The sequence below is a fragment of the Viridibacillus sp. FSL E2-0187 genome (assembly GCF_038006425.1).
Classification (GTDB): Bacteria; Bacillota; Bacilli; order Bacillales_A; family Planococcaceae; genus Viridibacillus; species Viridibacillus arvi.
The window spans coordinates 2,538,584-2,556,101 of sequence record NZ_JBBOVG010000001.1 but is presented as its reverse complement, the minus strand read 5'-3'; the positions used below and the strand labels follow the sequence as shown (position 1 = coordinate 2,556,101).

At 34.5% G+C, this 17,518-nt stretch carries 14 protein-coding genes; 13 read left to right on the top strand and 1 reads right to left on the bottom strand.

What is annotated here, in order from left to right; translation table 11 throughout:
* The first annotated feature begins 322 nt into the window (after nucleotides 1–322).
* From MHH85_RS12490 to MHH85_RS12440, 11 genes are all read left to right on the top strand, one after another.
* The gene (locus MHH85_RS12490; protein ID WP_340707328.1) at nucleotides 323–1,165 is read left to right on the top strand and encodes an alpha/beta fold hydrolase; all 843 of its coding nucleotides are present in this window, start codon (nucleotides 323–325) and stop codon (nucleotides 1,163–1,165) included.
* 158 nt (nucleotides 1,166–1,323) lie between these two features.
* On the top strand, nucleotides 1,324–3,099 hold the full coding sequence (locus MHH85_RS12485) for an aminopeptidase P family protein (protein ID WP_340707327.1): 1,776 nt from the start codon (nucleotides 1,324–1,326) through the stop codon (nucleotides 3,097–3,099).
* Between the two features lie 29 nt (nucleotides 3,100–3,128).
* Entirely contained in the window at nucleotides 3,129–3,575 is a 447-nt protein-coding gene (locus MHH85_RS12480) for a YtoQ family protein (RefSeq protein WP_340707326.1), read from the top strand.
* A 558-nt stretch (nucleotides 3,576–4,133) separates the two neighbouring features.
* On the top strand, nucleotides 4,134–4,880 hold the full coding sequence (locus MHH85_RS12475) for a helix-turn-helix transcriptional regulator (RefSeq protein WP_340707325.1): 747 nt from the start codon (nucleotides 4,134–4,136) through the stop codon (nucleotides 4,878–4,880).
* A gap of 110 nt (nucleotides 4,881–4,990) precedes the next feature.
* A complete protein-coding gene (locus tag MHH85_RS12470; RefSeq protein WP_340707324.1) occupies nucleotides 4,991–5,872 on the top strand; it encodes a DMT family transporter in 882 nt (293 codons plus the stop codon).
* A 277-nt stretch (nucleotides 5,873–6,149) separates the two neighbouring features.
* Nucleotides 6,150–7,661 (top strand): lmo1851 family serine protease, encoded by a 1,512-nt coding sequence (locus MHH85_RS12465; RefSeq protein ID WP_340707323.1) that lies wholly within the window; start codon nucleotides 6,150–6,152, stop codon nucleotides 7,659–7,661.
* A 100-nt stretch (nucleotides 7,662–7,761) separates the two neighbouring features.
* A complete protein-coding gene (locus MHH85_RS12460) occupies nucleotides 7,762–8,655 on the top strand; it encodes a CobW family GTP-binding protein (RefSeq protein WP_193739137.1) in 894 nt (297 codons plus the stop codon).
* A 199-nt stretch (nucleotides 8,656–8,854) separates the two neighbouring features.
* Entirely contained in the window at nucleotides 8,855–9,592 is a 738-nt protein-coding gene (locus MHH85_RS12455; protein WP_340707322.1) for a CAP domain-containing protein, read from the top strand.
* Nucleotides 9,593–9,715: 123 nt separating this feature from the next.
* Nucleotides 9,716–11,134, top strand: coding sequence for a spore germination protein (locus MHH85_RS12450; protein WP_340707321.1), 1,419 nt, complete (start codon nucleotides 9,716–9,718; stop codon nucleotides 11,132–11,134).
* Nucleotides 11,131–12,177 carry a GerAB/ArcD/ProY family transporter gene (locus tag MHH85_RS12445; protein ID WP_340707320.1) on the top strand — a complete coding sequence of 349 codons (1,047 nt, stop codon included), beginning with the start codon at nucleotides 11,131–11,133 and terminating at the stop codon, nucleotides 12,175–12,177. The genes MHH85_RS12450 and MHH85_RS12445 overlap by 4 nt, the downstream gene beginning before the upstream one ends.
* Nucleotides 12,150–13,238: a Ger(x)C family spore germination protein gene (locus MHH85_RS12440; protein WP_340707319.1), complete on the top strand. Its 1,089-nt coding sequence runs from the start codon at nucleotides 12,150–12,152 to the stop codon at nucleotides 13,236–13,238. Before MHH85_RS12445 ends, MHH85_RS12440 begins: the two co-directional genes overlap by 28 nt.
* Before the next feature lie 28 nt (nucleotides 13,239–13,266).
* Here MHH85_RS12440 and MHH85_RS12435 read toward each other — a convergent pair whose 3' ends face one another.
* Nucleotides 13,267–14,643: an MATE family efflux transporter gene (locus MHH85_RS12435; RefSeq protein WP_340707318.1), complete on the bottom strand. Its 1,377-nt coding sequence runs from the start codon at nucleotides 14,641–14,643 to the stop codon at nucleotides 13,267–13,269.
* A gap of 123 nt (nucleotides 14,644–14,766) precedes the next feature.
* On the opposite strand from MHH85_RS12435, the gene MHH85_RS12430 reads away from it, so the two are divergent.
* The gene (locus MHH85_RS12430) at nucleotides 14,767–15,843 is read left to right on the top strand and encodes an undecaprenyldiphospho-muramoylpentapeptide beta-N-acetylglucosaminyltransferase (RefSeq protein WP_193739143.1); all 1,077 of its coding nucleotides are present in this window, start codon (nucleotides 14,767–14,769) and stop codon (nucleotides 15,841–15,843) included.
* A 331-nt stretch (nucleotides 15,844–16,174) separates the two neighbouring features.
* Nucleotides 16,175–16,747 carry a dihydrofolate reductase family protein gene (locus MHH85_RS12425; protein WP_340707317.1) on the top strand — a complete coding sequence of 191 codons (573 nt, stop codon included), beginning with the start codon at nucleotides 16,175–16,177 and terminating at the stop codon, nucleotides 16,745–16,747.
* Nucleotides 16,748–17,518 lie beyond the last annotated feature (771 nt).

Below are 17,518 nucleotides of genomic sequence, written 5' to 3'. Positions count from 1 at the left end.
TTTAAGAATTTTTTATACAGAAATACTAATTTTACAATTGATTTTTTGATTAGGGTAGTTGCTATCGTAGAAGGTCGTTGATCAATTATTAAAAGCTTGTTAAAGGGGGCGTTAATCCAAGAAGGATTAACGCTATTTTTGTGGAACTTATTGTACTAAAGCGCAGTGTAGTGTAAGAAAAAGGCTGTTTGTAGTAAACAGGCGTTGAGGAGGTTAGTTAAATAAGAAAACTAATTTAAATAGTTTTACGCAAAGGGTGAGTAAAATTCGTCAATTTATAATAATTAATCAAAAAAAGATTGAGATACTTCTAAAAGGAGAAGTGGGCACACCAATAATTATCCTTACAGGAATGGGTTGCTCATTCGATGAATGGTACGAAGTGACAGAGTCATTAAGTAAATCAAATAGAGTAATAATGTTTCATAGACCAGGGCTAGGTGCAAGTGAAATTCGTAATGAGGTCCGTAATACACAGACTGTCGTAAACGAATTATGTGAGATGGTACAATTACTTAAAATATCTGAACCAGTCATACTAGTTGGTCATTCCTATGGCGGGTTATGTGTACAGCATTTTGTGAAAGAGTATCCTAAAAGGGTTGCTGGAATAGTATTAGTAGATTCAACTTCTGTTGATTTAAAGGATTTAGATGATTTGGATTTACCTGTGTTAAATGAAGGGGCAACCGATGAATTTTGGATGGAAAAATGTCATGCTTATTCTCAAATGAAAAGTGTAGAATTAAGTGAAGTTATTAAGCCTACTCTAACTGAAAAACAAAGGCTACTACCGAATGATATTCAACAACGCTTAATAAATTTCCAGATAAGTCCTTCTTTATACAAAGCAATGCATTCTGAAATTAGCAACTGGAAGAAGGACGGAGATATTATTAAGAATTTGGTAGAATACCCTGATATACCTTTAATCGTTATTTGTCGAGATAAAGAGCATAACATTCAGTTAGGCACAATGGAGGATTTACCAGAGTCGGAGTTAAGGTTATTTGAAGAAAAGTGGCAAGAACTTATTATGAACCAAGTTAATCTTACTTCAAAAAGTAAATTTATAATAGCAAAAGAAGCAAGTCATTCAATACATTTTGATAGACCCGATATTATAGTTCAATCAATTAAAAAAATAAATTCCATTTTCAACTAGCTCACTTTAGTAGGCCTCATTTAAGTTAGGACTTTGATCTAATTTAGATGTATGATTATATTTAGTGAATTCTGAAAAATAGAACTACTGAATAGTTTACGAACTACATAGTTATATAATCGTGAAGACACAAAACTAGACTGATGGAGGTATTAGAAATGAATATTAAAGATCGAGTAGCCTTGTTAAGAAAAAAAATGTTGGAGCATCAAATAGATGCGTATATCGTCCCGAGTTTTGATGCTCATCTAGGTGAGTATGTAGCAGATCATTGGAAATCTAGAGAATGGATTTCTGGTTTTACAGGTTCAGCGGGTACGGTAGTAATTACTTTAGATGATGCTGGTCTATGGACAGATGGTAGATACTATATTCAAGCTGTGAGCCAATTAGCCGACTCTGGAATCAGATTGTTTAGAATGGCTGATCCTGGTGTACCAGCGTACTCAGAGTGGCTTGCGGACGTTCTAAAAAAAGGAAATACAGTAGGTTTTGATGGCACTGTATTCTCTATTAATATGGTTAGAAAAATGGAAGCTGATTTTAAAGCGAAAAATATCGAATTAAAAATGAATCAAGATTTAGTAGGAGACTTATGGGCAGACAGACCAGAAGTTCCTACAGGCGCAATTTTTATGCATGATGTGAAATTCGCAGGTAAAACTCAAATAGAAAAATTAACTGAAGTTCGAAGTGAAATGGCGAAAAAAGATGCAAACTATTATATCTTAACTTCACTTGATGATATTGCATGGCTGTTAAATATAAGAGGCGTAGATGTTCCAAACAATCCAGTAGCCATTGCGAATGTAATTGTAACGGATAAAGATTGTTTCTTATTCATTGAAGCGAGCAAAGTATCTCCAGAGGTTAAAGCAGAACTTAAGGCGCAAGGTATTCAAGTGAAAGCAACGGAAGAAATCCATGCAGTACTAGGTAAACTTTCAAGCGAAGATACAATTATTTTAGATGCGAATAAAACAAATAGTAGCTTCTACTATGCGATTAACAGCGCTACTAAAAAAGTTGAATGTACAGATATTACAACAGATTTAAAAGCTATTAAAAATGATATTGAAATCGAGAACATGAAATGGTCTCAAATTAAAGATGGTGTAGCGATCGTTAGATTTATTAAATGGTTAAAATCTGCGGTTAGTACTGGTGAGGTAACAGAAATTGCTGCAGAGGAAAAACTAGAAGCTTTCAGAAGTGAGCAAGAGGGCTTTGTTGGACCGAGCTTTGATACGATTGCAGGTTATAAAGAACATGCAGCGATGATGCACTATAAAGCGGCTGAAGAAACACAGTTTACGCTTGAAAATGAAGGGCTGTTCTTAATCGATTCAGGTGGCCAGTACTATGATGGAACAACTGATATTACGAGAACGATTGTTTTAGGTAAACTTACAGACGTACAAAAAAGAGATTTCACATTAGTATTAAAAGGATTTATTGCATTGAGTGCAGTGAAGTTCCTACATGGCTCTTCCGGTGCTAATCTAGACGTTTTGGCGAGACAACCAATATGGCAACATGGTATCGATTATAAATGTGGTACAGGACATGGTGTAGGCTTTTTCTTAAATGTACATGAAGGACCTCATAGCATCCGTAATACGAATCATGTACGTTTAGATAGAGGCATGATTATTACGAATGAACCAGGTATTTACCTTGAAGGTGAATATGGTATTCGTACGGAGAACTTATTAGTCGTTGTTGAAGACGAAAAAACAGAGTTTGGTCAATTTATGAAATTTGATACGATCACATATTGCCCAATCGATCTAGCGGGTGTTAACACAGAACTGTTAGTTGAGAGCGAAAAACAATGGTTAAATGATTACCATGAAGAAGTATTTGTAAAACTGTCACCTTACTTAAATGAAGAAGAGTGTGCGTGGCTAAAAGAAGAAACAAAAGCAATCTAAATTAGTTCATATTATGAGGAGGCTTTAACATGGAATTAACAGTCTACTTAGCTGGAGAAATTCATTCTAATTGGCGCCAGGAGTTAAAGGGAAAGGCGGAAGTATTAGGTATTCCTCTAAATTTCGTCGGTCCTATGGAAAATCATGATCGTTCTGATTTTATTGGAGAAGAAATATTAGGTGAACAGCCGAATGCGATTTATCGAGATGAAGCGGCATCTAAGATTAATAACTTAAGAACGCAGATTTTAATACGAAAATCGGATGTCGTAATCGCCTTGTTTGGAGAGAAGTATAAGCAATGGAATACAGCGATGGATGCAAGTGCAGCTGTTGCTCTAAACAAACCCTTAATCGTGATTCGCCCAGAGAATCTGCACCATCCTTTAAAAGAGCTGTCGAATAAAGCCAATGTTACGGTTGAAACGGTTGATCAAGCAGTAAAAATATTAGCTTATATTTTTGATGAAAAATAAATAAATAAATCTAAACTGAACCCCGAAATATTTCAATTTTGGGGTTTTTATATTTAATAGAAGACAATCAATTTATATAACATCTGTTTGACATAATCACTTGTTACGATAAATTGCAACAAATGATTAAGGGAGCATGATGGATGAAACTAAAAATGGGTGTTGTTATTGGTTTTTTAAGCGCGATTATATTTGCGATAGGCACGATTATTATTTAGGTGGCAGTAGCTTAATTAATCACTCAATCAGGATTATATAGTCCTTTTTTGTTTCTTTTTCAAAGTAGAATCTTATTTCATTGTTAAGTGGCACAAAGGTTATTTATTACAAAGGTGGAATTAGAAATGAAGAAAAAAGCAAGTAACCTTAAAATGACCATAAACGAAATGGTATTGAAAAGGTCGCTTGCTTTTTTTAATTTATATCAGTAAATTGAACATACGTATTTATAGGAATAGAACCATATGATATATTGATGGTCTTTTTGTTTACTTGAAAATATTGTAAAAATATTCTTACTTGTAAAAATGTAGATTGGAAAGAGTGGAGGAATTGATATTGGAACCAATTAGAGAAATTGTAGTAGAGCGAAGAACTTATACTTCAATTCAAGAAAAACATTCTCATCGTTTTGCACAGTTGATTCTCCCTCTCCAAGGAGAACTTTCTATAGAAACAGAGTCGAAAAAGCTTTTACTGGATCCTGAAACAATATTTTTTCTTCCTCCTGAATGTCATCATACATTTCATTCAGTTGAACGTAATGAATTTTTAGTATTAGATATCCCTCATTTTATGCTTAACGAGAGGCAATTGCAAAATAGGGAGTTATCCTATGAACTAAACAATCAATGGAAAGGAATTCGCTATCTCTTACTAAATGAGCTTGAACAACAGTCATGGAATGGATCTGCTGTAAAAGAACTGTATCCTTATATTTCTAGATGTTTAATACAAGAACAACAAGCTAAATCCATTACATATATCCATGAACATTATAATGAAAATATCTCAGTGCATGACCTTGCCGCTCTTGAACATTACAACCGTTCATATTATTCTGAATGGTTTCTAAAAGAGACTGGTCAATTACCTACAGTATATATACAAGATGTACGTATGAAAAAAGCTAAAGAATTACTGAGAGATACAGAATTACCTATTCTACATATTGCTATTCAAGTTGGTTTAGAACATCAATCCTCCTTTACGCGATTATTCCAAAAACATGAGGGGGTTACACCGAGTCAGTATCGAAAAAATCAGAGACAAAAAAATAGAGAATGCTCAATATACGACATCTAGTTAAAAAAATCTGATATTCAGAAAAAATCGCTCATCAAATGTATGTAAAACTTAGTTATGGTCTTGATTTAAGGTCATTTCAAAGATTATTTGTTTTAAGGAGCGAGAAGATGAAAACAGCAGTGGGTTTATTTTTTACATTTTTATGGTCGTCAGCAGCTATAGCGACAAAATTTGGTTTATATTCTACAACCCCAATGTTACTGGCTACTAGTCGATTTTTAATCGCAGGCATATTACTATTTCTGTTTGTTTATTTAATTAGTAAAAAGTATCCTTGGCCAAAAAAAAAGGAATGGAAAACCTTATTTGTTTTAGGACTATTGAATACTACAATTTATTTAGGTGCATCGTTCTGGGCGTTAAACTATGTATCTGCAGGTTTGTTTAATTTGTTTGTTACTACTAATCCTTTTATCGTGGCTTTTCTGTCCTACATTTGGCTGAAAAGAAAAGTTGCTTTACAAGAATGGATAGGGATGATTGTTGCTGCTGTTGGTTTATTAATAGCTATTTGGCCATCAATCTCACATAGTGAAGTAAAAGGAATAGGCTTACTTATTCTAGGGGTGGGTATGATATCAATGGCAATTGGGAGTGTTTATTTTAAAAAAGCTAATTTAAACTTACCGAATATTGTAATTAATACATGGCAAGTGCTTATAGGGGGAGTAGTATTAATTCCTATAACATTTATACTAGAAAAAGATACATACTTTTTGAATTTGAATTATTATTTAGTCGGATCGTTAATATGGTTAGTGTTAGTAATATCAATCGCTACGATGATGCTATGGTTTTACTTGTTGAAGCAAGATGCAGTTAGGGCAAATAATTGGTTATTTCTTACTCCGATTTTTGGTTATGTACTGGCGGCCATCTTTCTAAATGAAACTATTACATTTTATGATATTATTGCAACAGTATTAGTACTATCAGGCTTATTACTTTCGGGTAATATTGCAATCAAATCTATCAAAAAATTTAATTAGAATGTAATCAGACCACCTTTTGAAGGTGGTCTTTGTGAATTACTGTCCTGGATAAAGGATATTGAAGGGCACTTAACCAATGTTCATCAGGATATTTAAATCCAAAGCCACCAAATTCGCCTTGTAAAATTAAATGTATATTTCAAATAAGTTAAATGAAGTAATACAAATAATGATATTTTACCCTCTATGAAAGGGCTTGATTGACGTTGAAAGAGCCGTACTATATTATGGTATTAGTGTTATAAACACTTGAAGATTGAAAGTGGTGAAATGAATGGACGAGCAAAACAAAGTCGAACCAGAAAAAAATGAATTACCTACGGATGAACAAGAAAAATTAGAAGATGTAAAGCCCGCTGGCAAATACATACGTATTAAACCTTTTGCGTTAATCATGATGGTAATTGTTTTAATATTATTTACTTCTGGTTTAACAATCTTTGCGCTAACATTTGGAGAGAAAAAAGTTGTAGAAGTCCGTACGCCGACTCATACAGAATTCCAAAAACTATTTAACGCATTTGATGAATTAAAAGCAAACTATTACAAAGACATTGATACAGAAGAAGCAGTAAACGGTGCAATCAACGGTATGATTGAGGCACTTGGAGATCCTTATTCAGATTATATGAATGTTGAGGAAGCTTCCAATTTCAATGAAAGTATCTCTTCTAGCTTCCAAGGTATTGGGGCTGAAATTCAAGAACAAGGCGGCAATATCGTAGTTGTTTCACCGATTAAAAACTCACCAGCTGAAAAAGCAGGGATTTTACCAAACGATATCATAGCTACAGTTGATGGTAAAAGTATTTCAGGGATGACATCTTCTGAAGCTGTATTATTAATTCGTGGTGAAAAAGGAACATCAGTAACACTTGAAATTGTTCGTGGTGATAGTGAGAAAAAAGTTAAGATGAAAATTGTTCGTGACGATATTCCGATTGAAACAGTTTATAGTGAAATGTTAAGTGGAAAAGTTGCGCATATTCAAATTACAACTTTTTCTAATAACACATATAAAGAACTATTAACAGCACTTGATGACATGGAAGCTAAAGGGATGAAATCACTTATAGTTGATGTGCGTCAAAATCCAGGTGGTTTACTTGATTCAGCTGTTAATATCGCTAGTTTATTTGTTAAAACAGGAGAACCTGTTATGCAAATAGAAGACAAAACTGGAGAAAAAGAAGTAATTGAAGCACAAGGTGGTCGTAAAGTAACAGTACCAGTGTCATTATTAATCGATGGCGGTAGTGCCTCTGCTTCTGAAATTTTAGCTGGTGCCCTTAGTGAATCTGCTAATATCCCATTAATTGGGGAGAAGTCATTTGGTAAAGGAACAGTTCAAACTGCTAGCAACTTAAAAGATGGTTCAAACTTGAAATTTACAACTGCTAAATGGTTAACACCTGAAGGTAACTGGATTCATGAAAAAGGTATTAAACCAACTATTAAAGTAGATTATCCTTCTTATGCTTCATTACCATATCTTGATCCTGAAAAAGTTATGAAAGAAGGTTCTTTATCAGAGCAAGTGAAGGCTGCTGAGAAAATGTTGAAAGCAGTAGGTTACACACCAGGTAAAGTTGATGGACTATTTGATGCTTCAACAAAAGCTGCAGTTTTGGCATTCCAAAAAGACCAAAAGCTTAAAGAAACTGGCGTTTTAAAAGGTCAATCAACATACGCATTAATGGAAGAGCTTCGTCAGAAAATCAAAAAAGACGATCCACAGTTATTAAAAGCTAAGCAATTAATGAAACAAAAGAGCAGTTCAAAATAATTTATAATCACATTTAGTGACAAAAAGAAATGTATGAAGAGCTGACCGTCTTAGGAGGTCAGCTTTTTCATGCGTTCATATAGAAGAAAGGATGATTTACATGGTTGATGTATATCTATTTAGTGGATTTTTAGGAAGCGGTAAGACATCTATGATGACTGATGTAATCCGTCAATTGAAAGAACAAAATATTAAACCAGCAATTATTATGAATGAACTAGGTAAATTAAATTTCGATTCACAAGCAGTGGAAGAGGATGTTCCATTAAAAGAAATGTTAAATGGCTGTATATGTTGCTCGGGATCAGAAAAGACAGAAGCGCAAATACAAACATTATTAGCAGAATCAGAGTTTGATGTACTCATTATTGAAACAACAGGGGCAGCACATCCGGTGGAGGCATTAGATGCGGTATATTCGCCTCTTTTTGCCGATCAATTGAATATAAAGGGAATCGTTACAGTGGCAGATAGTAAACGCTGGTTAGAACGAGATCAATTATCACCTCAAGTACGATCACTGTTTTTAGAACAAATCCGACACGCGCATCTAATCCTAGCCAATAAATCAGATTTACTAACAGAAGAAGAACGAGCAAAAGTCACATTTGAAATTCAATCTTTAAATCCGCATGCGCAGTTATTACAAACAACTAATGGACGAGTACCTTTAAAGTATTTACAAAGCCTTCATGCAACAGCTCGCCCAACTAACATTGAATCAGCACCAATAAGTCATATGCATTTAAGTTCTCGCTTAGTGACATTCACTGAACCAGTAGAACAAGAAGTTTTTGAAGAGTGGCTTCGAACAATTCCTTCAACTATTTATCGTATGAAGGGGTATGTTCCTATTAAAGGTATGAAAAATCCAATGCTCTTTCAATATGCATATGGTTTAACTCAATGGATGCCTGAATATATGCAGATGCCACCTAACATCGTTATCATTGGTGAAAATGTGAATGAACTCGAAGTTGTTGGTACTTTGTAATATAAATGCCTATTTTTTTGGGTGTCAACCCAATCCTCCTAGTAATAAAACGATAGATTGCTAAATTTGCACAATTTCATAGCCTATTCTTGACTGTAATCAAGGCGTTTTTATTCTTAATTGGGCAATGTAGCAATAATTGGACACTTTATTACAAAAATCCCGCGTTACGATATTTGCAGACAAGGAGGAATAAAACATGAAAAAATGGTTATTACCAATGAGTCTCGTTATGCTAATGGGCGTACAGGCGGGAACAGCGGAAGCTTCAGCTTCTACAAACTCATCCGATACAGTGAAGCAAACGCAAACAACATATAAAGGGGCTAAGCCTTGTAAGGTAACTTATAAGTATGATAGTAAAACAAATAAATACACTTATAAGTATAATTGCAATTCAAGTAAACCATCAGGTGGCACTACTTCAAAACCAGAAAACAAACCATCAAATGGTAACTCAAATAATTCGGGCAACAATTCTTCAAATGGTAACACAGGTAACTCAGGCAACACAGGAAACGGTTCATCAAATTCAAATAACTCTACATCATCAACAGTAGATCAATTCGAACAAAAAGTTATTGAATTAACTAATGTTGAGCGTCAAAAAGCTGGACTAGCTGCTCTTAAATCAGACAAAGCTTTGATGGGTGCAGCACGTGAAAAATCACTTGATATGCAAAAAAATAAATATTTCTCACATACAAGTCCTACATTTGGTTCACCATTTGACCGAATGAAAGCACTTGGTATTAAATACAGTGCTGCTGGAGAAAATATTGCTATGGGCCAAAAAACGCCAGAAGAAGTTGTAAAAGGTTGGATGAACTCACCTGGTCACCGCGCTAATATTATGAGTACATCATTTACTCATATTGGTGTAGGTTATGCTGCTAATGGTAACTATTGGACACAACAATTTATTAAAGCAAAATAAAGAATAGTATATATAGTAAACCAGCTCTCAATTTTGAGAGCTGGTTTTTTTATTCTAAACTCTATAAGGTAGATTAAATTCATTTGAACTTTCCTATACTAATTCAAAAAGGGGGGAGACTTAATGCAACAAATTGAAACATTTATATCGCAACTACAAAAGACCTTTTATAACTCAGCAGATTTTGTAGCTCGCGAAATCGATTGGCCAGGTGAGCCATTCGCTGTTATTTGTTATTACAGTTCCCTGCTAAATAAAAAAGATGTTCAAGAGCAACTGGATGTTGTTAAATTTCAAGCTGAGCAAGAGGAAGCGAAATGGCCAGACTCCGTTTCTTCCACTATAGAAGTTTTTAATATGGAAAAAGCAGTTGGTTATGTTTGTGGTGGGGAAACACTTATTATTTTACTTAGCAAAAATAAAGTAGTTCGTATAAACTTACCAGAAATTGCACATCGTACACCGGATGAGCCTGTCAATGAACACATTATAAGAGGATCTCATGAAGGGCTAGTAGAAAACTTTGATACGAATATGGCACTTATTCGAAAGCGTCTACATATTCCAGAATTAGTCGTAAAGCAAATGAGAATTGGTAAGAAAACTAATACTGGTATGTATTATATGTATATAGCTAATGTTGTAAAAAAAGAAACGCTATTAGAAGTAGAAAAAAGGCTAAACGAAATAGATACGGAAAATTTTTATAGTGTTGGGTTATTAGGGGATTATTTAGAAGATTCAATTTACTCTCCATTTCCTCAGCTATTAAATACTGAAAGACCAGACCGAGTTGTAGGTAATTTAGTAGAAGGTAAAGTAATTATCATTAGCGATATTTCGCCGACTGCTCTAATAGCTCCGGTAACATTTTTTTCATTTTATCAATCACCTGATGATTACAATTCACGTGTATTAGTAGGTTCTTTTTATAGAGTTGTACGCCTGCTAAGTTTTTTTACTGCAATTTTCTTGCCTGCGTTTTATATATCCATTATTAGTTTTCATTTTGAAGTACTCCCATTAGAGTTAAGTAAAAAGGTAAAGATGGATGTTAGTGAAATACCATATCGCCCTTTTATTGAGGCACTGATATTAGAAATTATAATTGAATTGATTCGAGAGGCAAGTATTAGGTTACCGCAATCAATAGTCCAAACTATTGGTATCGTAGGTGGCCTCGTTGTAGGTCAAGTTATAGTAAATGCGGGATTGGTATCTAATATGATGGTTATCGTTGTTGCATTAACGGCAATATCAAGTTTTGTTGTCCCCTCAAATGAATTAAATACATCAGTGCGTATATTAAGGTTCCCATTCATGTTAGCAGCTTCTTTGTTTGGTTTTTTTGGCTTGACAATCGGAATACTCATTTTGTTTATACATTTATTAAATTTAAAATCATTGAATCAACCATACTTTTCACCAATTGTGCCTTTTCAACCGTCAGAACTAAAGAAATTATTTTTTAGAGGCCCATTCTATAAAGCGAATCCACAAGTTACCTCTTTCCAACCAAAAGGGAATGAGAAGAAAAAATGAAATTACAACTTTCACGCGTTCAATTTTTCTTAATACTATTTATTGTTGAGACAGGTGTTGTTTTTATTTCATTTCAAACAGAACTAATTAATAAAGGTGGAAGAGACTCTTGGATAATTTTCACTGTGTTAACGTTAGTACATTTTTTACAATTGTTATTTTACGAAAAATTCCATGAAAATTTCCAGTTGAATACCTTATTTGCTTTCCTTTATAAGTTTTGGTGGATTATTTTGTGTATCTGTTATATAGCTTATATTGATTATACATTAGCTACATGGGGCTTTCCTAATACACCTACTTATTTAGTAATTAGTCTTATTGTATTAGTTTCACTTTACGCTAATTTGAGTCAACCTGAAACAGCTGTAAATATTGGCGTTATATTAATCCCCTTAATTGTTATATTTATTATCTTTATTTTAATGAGTACATTTGATTTAGTTTGGACGAATATTTTTCCAATTGGTACTAGCACCCGTGAACAATGGATAGCAGGTTTTCAAAGAGGTCAAACTGCATATTTGGGAATTGAATTATACTTTATTTTTAGGATATTTGTTATTAATAATCAAATTATTAAATGGAAACCCTTATTCATTTATCAACTTATAGTAGGTATATTTTTTATCGCCTCTGTTATTGGTTCACAGTTTTATTTCTCATTAGAAGAACTTAAGCTTATACCTGAACCAATCATGTATATTTTGAAGTCTGAGGAAGTTACTTTTGTTAAACGTCTTGATATTTTCTTTATATATATTTGGTTAACATGGAGCATTGTTAGTATTACGCTAATAGTGTTATCCATTAGAATTGTTCATTTTTCAAAGAAACGCAAATATCCTCAGTTTCAAATTATTTTATTGCATTTAGCTTTTATTATATTGCCTTTACTACTATTAAAAGTGAATTATATTAATAACATTCGCGATTATCTACATTATGGCTATATTCCTTTCTCGATTGTATTTCCGATTATTATTGTCTTTATGAACAGAAGGAGGAAACAAGCATGTTCAAACGAGTCTTCATCATCATAGTAGTAAGTTCACTGCTCGTTGGCTGCTGGGATGAAAGACTTTACAAAAATTTGTCAGTTGTTTCACTTGTTGGTATTGAAGGGCAAATTGGCGAAATGAAAGCCTATTATGCTTACCCAACCTCCCCGGATGATCCTACACAATATGTAGTTATTGAATCAGCTGGATTATCTCCAAGGGATTTGCGAAATAATGCAGATTTAAAAGTAGAGCAGTCACTTGATTTGTCAGAGTTATCAACGATTTTAATTTCAGCAGAGACTGCTAAAAACCCTATATATAACTTTCTTGACATCTATTATCGAAATCCTCAAAATCCAATCACTTCAAAGATTGCGTTAACAGAGGGCTCTGTTAAGCAATATATAGATATCAAACAAAAATTACCTAGTGATGTAGGGGAGTATTATCAACGATTTATTGAAAGCTTTGAAAGAAATACAATCTTTCCTAAAGTAACGCTTAAACGAACAGCTTCACTGCTCTTCGATAAAGGAAAGGACTTAGTCTTGCCTTATATAAAGAGAGATGAGGAAAAAGGTACTCCCATAGCCGCAGGACTTTCACTTTTTAATGATCAAGTATTTACAGGCACAATTCTTGATGTAAAAGAATCATTATTACTTGTATTACTATCTTCAGGTAAGGCGACTAATGCTAAGATATCTTATCTATGGGAGAATGGAGATAAGAAGTCACCAGTTTCAATTGATGTAATTAAGGTTAAGAGAAAATGGGAAATTGAGGAAAAGGGTTCAACGGCAACTATACATTTAAATTATAAATTAAATGTAAATATTGAAGAGTTTCCTCATGATAGATTATATGAGGATAAAACAAGGAAAGAGTTGCAAGGGTTTTTGACGAAAAAGGTTCAGGAAGACGTTGAAAAATTGTTAGTTAAACTTCAAGAAGCACCATCTGATGCATTAGGAATTGGACGAAAGATACGTGCATTCCATCCAAAAGTATGGGATGAAAAATGGGGAGAAAAGTTTGCCACATTAACATTAAAGCCTAAAATTACTGTTTCAATTACAAGAACAGGGATATTAGAGTAGTTGGAATTTTAGAAGAATAAAAACTCCTCTATATAGCAATAGAGGAGTTTTCTTGTGACTCTTTTTTCGCTTTCCGTTGAACAATAATAAGACGGAAGCTCAATGTAATTGCACCAGCTGTAAGACCACTAATAAGACCGATCCAGTAACCGAATGGACCTAAATCTGTATAATTTGCAATAACATAGCCAAGAGGTAACCCAATTACCCAATAGGATATCATTGCCATTATGAAAGTAATCGTCACGTCCTTATACCCACGTAAAGCCCCTTGTACCGGCGCTTGTATTGCATCCGACAATTGAAAGAAAGCTGCGTAGATTAAAAACTGTGTTGCCAGAGAGAGTACTTGTGGATCAGTTGAATACACAGCGGCTATTTGTTCCCTGAAAAAGATTAAAATAGTGGCAGAAATGAAACTGAAAATAACTGCCGTCACTACTGATATATAGCTATAAATACGCGCATCTTTGAATCGTTTAGCACCAACTTCAAAGCCTACTAAAATAGTTGCACCCATTGCTATACTCAAGGGCATCATATAGGTAAGACTTGCGAAATTCATCGCAATTTGATGGGCACCAATAACAGCAGTGCTGTAATTACTCATCATTATTGCAACAACAGAGAATATACTTGTTTCAGCAAAAATAGATAAGCCAATAGGTACCCCGATTTTGCATATTTCGAGCCATTTTGCGAAGTGTATTTTTGGCCAACTAGCATATAATTTAAAGTTTTTAAATGGTTGTCCTTTCATAGTAATGACTATAGCCACAGCACAAATAATCCAATAAGTGATGGCTGAAGCTACCCCGGAGCCAACTCCTCCAAGCTCAGGAAACCTAAATTTACCAAATATTAATAAGTAGTTAAAGAAAATGTTGACAGGTGTAGCTAGTAAAGTTATGAACATTGATATTCTAGTTTTTCCAAGAGCATCGATGAAACATCGTAATACACTATAAACAAATAACGGAATTAATCCAAAACTCATAGCAATCAAATAATCATGTGCAATGCGTTGTACTTCAGGCTCTAAAGTCATCGCATTTAGAAGTGGATTTATGCAGGCCATTAATAGTCCAAAAATAATAATTGCTAATACAAAGGCAACGTAAAAACCTTGTTGAACTGAAAATGTCGCTTCTTTCTGCCTTTTTGCACCGACAAATTGTGCTACAATAGGTGTTATGGATAGAAGAATTCCTGATAAACCTGTGTAAACAGGCAACCAAATTGAAGAACCAATGGAAACACCTGCTAAGTCAGCAGTGCTATATTTACTTGACATTAAGACATCGAAAAACGACATTAAATATAAAGCAATTTGGGTGATTAAGATCGGAAACACAATTTTCAGCATGACTGTCCATTTCGCTCTCATCGTAGTTGTTTCATGCATGTAATTCGCCTCCAAGTATTAATTGACATCTTTTCTATTGTGATTTCGTATAGTAAAATAAGTAGCTGTTCTAATAAATCCAAAGCAGTTCATACATTGTTCTAGCAGAATAGGAGAATAATAATGACGAACCAAACAATAATATTAACTGGTGGGGGTACAGCTGGCCACGTTTCACTCAATCAGGCAATAATACCATCTTTCCTTAAAAAAGGCTATGAGGTACACTATATTGGCTCTAAAGAGGGCATTGAAAAAGAAATTATCGGCCAGGCATTTCCTGACCTCCAATATCATGCAATTTCAAGCGGAAAATTAAGACGTTATTTTTCAATGAAAAATTTTACAGACCCGTTCAGAGTTTTAGCAGGTGTTGCACAAGCATTAACGATTATTCGTAAATTAAAACCAGTAGCGATTTTTTCTAAAGGCGGCTTTGTATCAGTACCTGTTGTTATGGCAGCAAAAATGGCTGGTGTTCCAGTTATTGCACATGAATCTGATGTTACACCAGGTCTTGCTAATAAATTATCATTACCCTTTGCTTCGCATATTTTCACTGTATTCAAACAAACGCTTAAGCATTTACCAGCAGAAAAAGCTTCTTGCACTGGATCAATTATTCGTCCGGCTTTATTTGAAGGACGAAAATCAACAGGCTTAGCATTATGTGGATTTAAAGAAAGAAAAGAAGTAATCCTGATTATGGGTGGTAGCCAAGGGTCTAAATTTATTAACGATGCAGTACGCGCTAATATTGTGCAACTTTTAGAAAACCACAATGTTATTCATCTTTGCGGAAAAGGGCATATAGATGAAGCTTTAGTGAATATGCCTGGCTATAAGCAGTTTGAATATGTAACGACAGAACTGCCAGACCTATTACACGCTTCCGATCTAATCGTATCAAGAGCGGGTTCAAACTCTATTTTTGAGTTTTTAGCTTTAGAAAAACCAATGTTACTGATTCCTTTATCTCTTCAAAAATCACGTGGCGATCAAATTCTAAACGCTAAGCTATTTTGTGAACAAGGTTTAGCTGAAGTTTTACAAGAAGATGATTTAACGAATAAAACATTTATGGAAGCTCTACTTAGCCTTAAGCAACATAAAGAAGGTTTAATCAAGCAAATGCGAGAAACAGAATCTCCTAAAACACCGGATGAAATGGTAGAGTTGATATTAAATTATGCTAAATAACGAAAGTATCTTTAACTGAGCTAGCTTAATATGAAGGGCATTAACTTTTAAATAAAGTTAATGCCCTTTTTATGTAGATATAAGTGGGGGTGAATTCAATAGCGTATGGGATTTTTAAGAGAAAGGCTCTGTTAAAGGTTAATGTTGATATTTGATACCTTCCTGAATACTTGTTAAAATCAGAATGAGAACAAGTATTCGTTGTGCAAACCTTATTCAACGAGGCAAATTATTTTAGTGATTTCAGTAAATCTTAACATGCAGTCAATAATGAAATATTGAATATCGATGCATAAGAAATACTATCTGAATGATAAAAGGAGAAAGAGTTATGTCTAATAACATAAAACAGAGAAGAATAATTTTAGATTTAGCAGTTACATTAGACGGTTTTATTGAAGGGAAAAATGGAGAAGTAGATTGGTGCATTATGGACTCAGATATGGGGTTCACTAATTTCTTAAATCAAGTTGATACTATTTTATATGGTAGAAAAAGCTACGATTTATGGGGACAATATATTCCGGAAACTGAAGATTCTGATAGTGAAAAAGAAGTTTGGGAATTGGTTCACAGTAAAGAAAAATATGTGTTTTCCAGAACACAAAAAAAGACTGATAATCGAGCAATATTTATAAATGAGAATATTCTTGAAGAAGTAAATAAGTTGAAGAATAAGCCTGGTAAAGACATCTGGCTATATGGCGGAGCAAGCCTCATTACAACTTTTATAAATTTAGGGCTTGTTGATGAATTTAGATTATCTATTCACCCTGTTATTTTGGGAGAAGGAAAACCGATGTTTATTGATATAAAACAGAGGTTGAATTTAAAAATGGTTGAAACAAAAACGTTTTCTTCGGGTGTTGTGCAGCTAATCTATCATTACAATGGTGAATTATAAAGAATATCAAAAGGTAATACTCGATCGGAGCTATCACTTATTCTACTAATTTAAAGTGTGAGTTATTGCATTATTAACAATAAATTTTAATAGAGTTAAAATAAAAAAGAAGCTTTCACGTTTGTGAAGGCTTCCTTTAATGAAATACCATTATGTGGTTGAACGAGCGTCATCAGCGGCCAGCCCCTCGAGGCCACTTCCACTTTCTCGGTCGAAAATTAAAAAGATATTTTCGATTCGAAAGTTCCAGTGCTTGTCGGGGGCCAACAGGAAGTTGATCAGGTAGCAGTTGCCACAGGACGTGGCGCACTTAGGCTATCTTCCCCTTTAAACGGGCCGCTTCAGTATTTAGGGATATCCAGCTTCAGGCGCTAGACTCTCGGGTCGTTTCGGTCTCTCGACACAAGACAAAAAGCGTCTTGTGTTCGAGCCCTCCAACGCCTGTCGAGTCTGAACGAGCGCCTTCAGCATTTAGGGATATCCAGCTTCAGGTGCTAGTTGTTCGGGTCGTTTCAGTCGGGCGCTCAAAGTCAAAGAGCGACTTTGGCTTCCGTCTTCCAACGACCTCACAGCTGAACGAGCGCCTTCAGCATTTAGGGATATCCAGCTTCAGGCACAAGCTGTTCGGGTCGTTTCAGTCGGGCGCTCAAAGTCAGAGAGCGACTTTGGCTTCCGCCTTCCAACGACCTCACAGCTGAACGAGTGCCTTCAGCATTTAGATAAATATCCAGCTTCCGCGGCCATCCCCTCGAGGTGACTTCCACTTTCTCG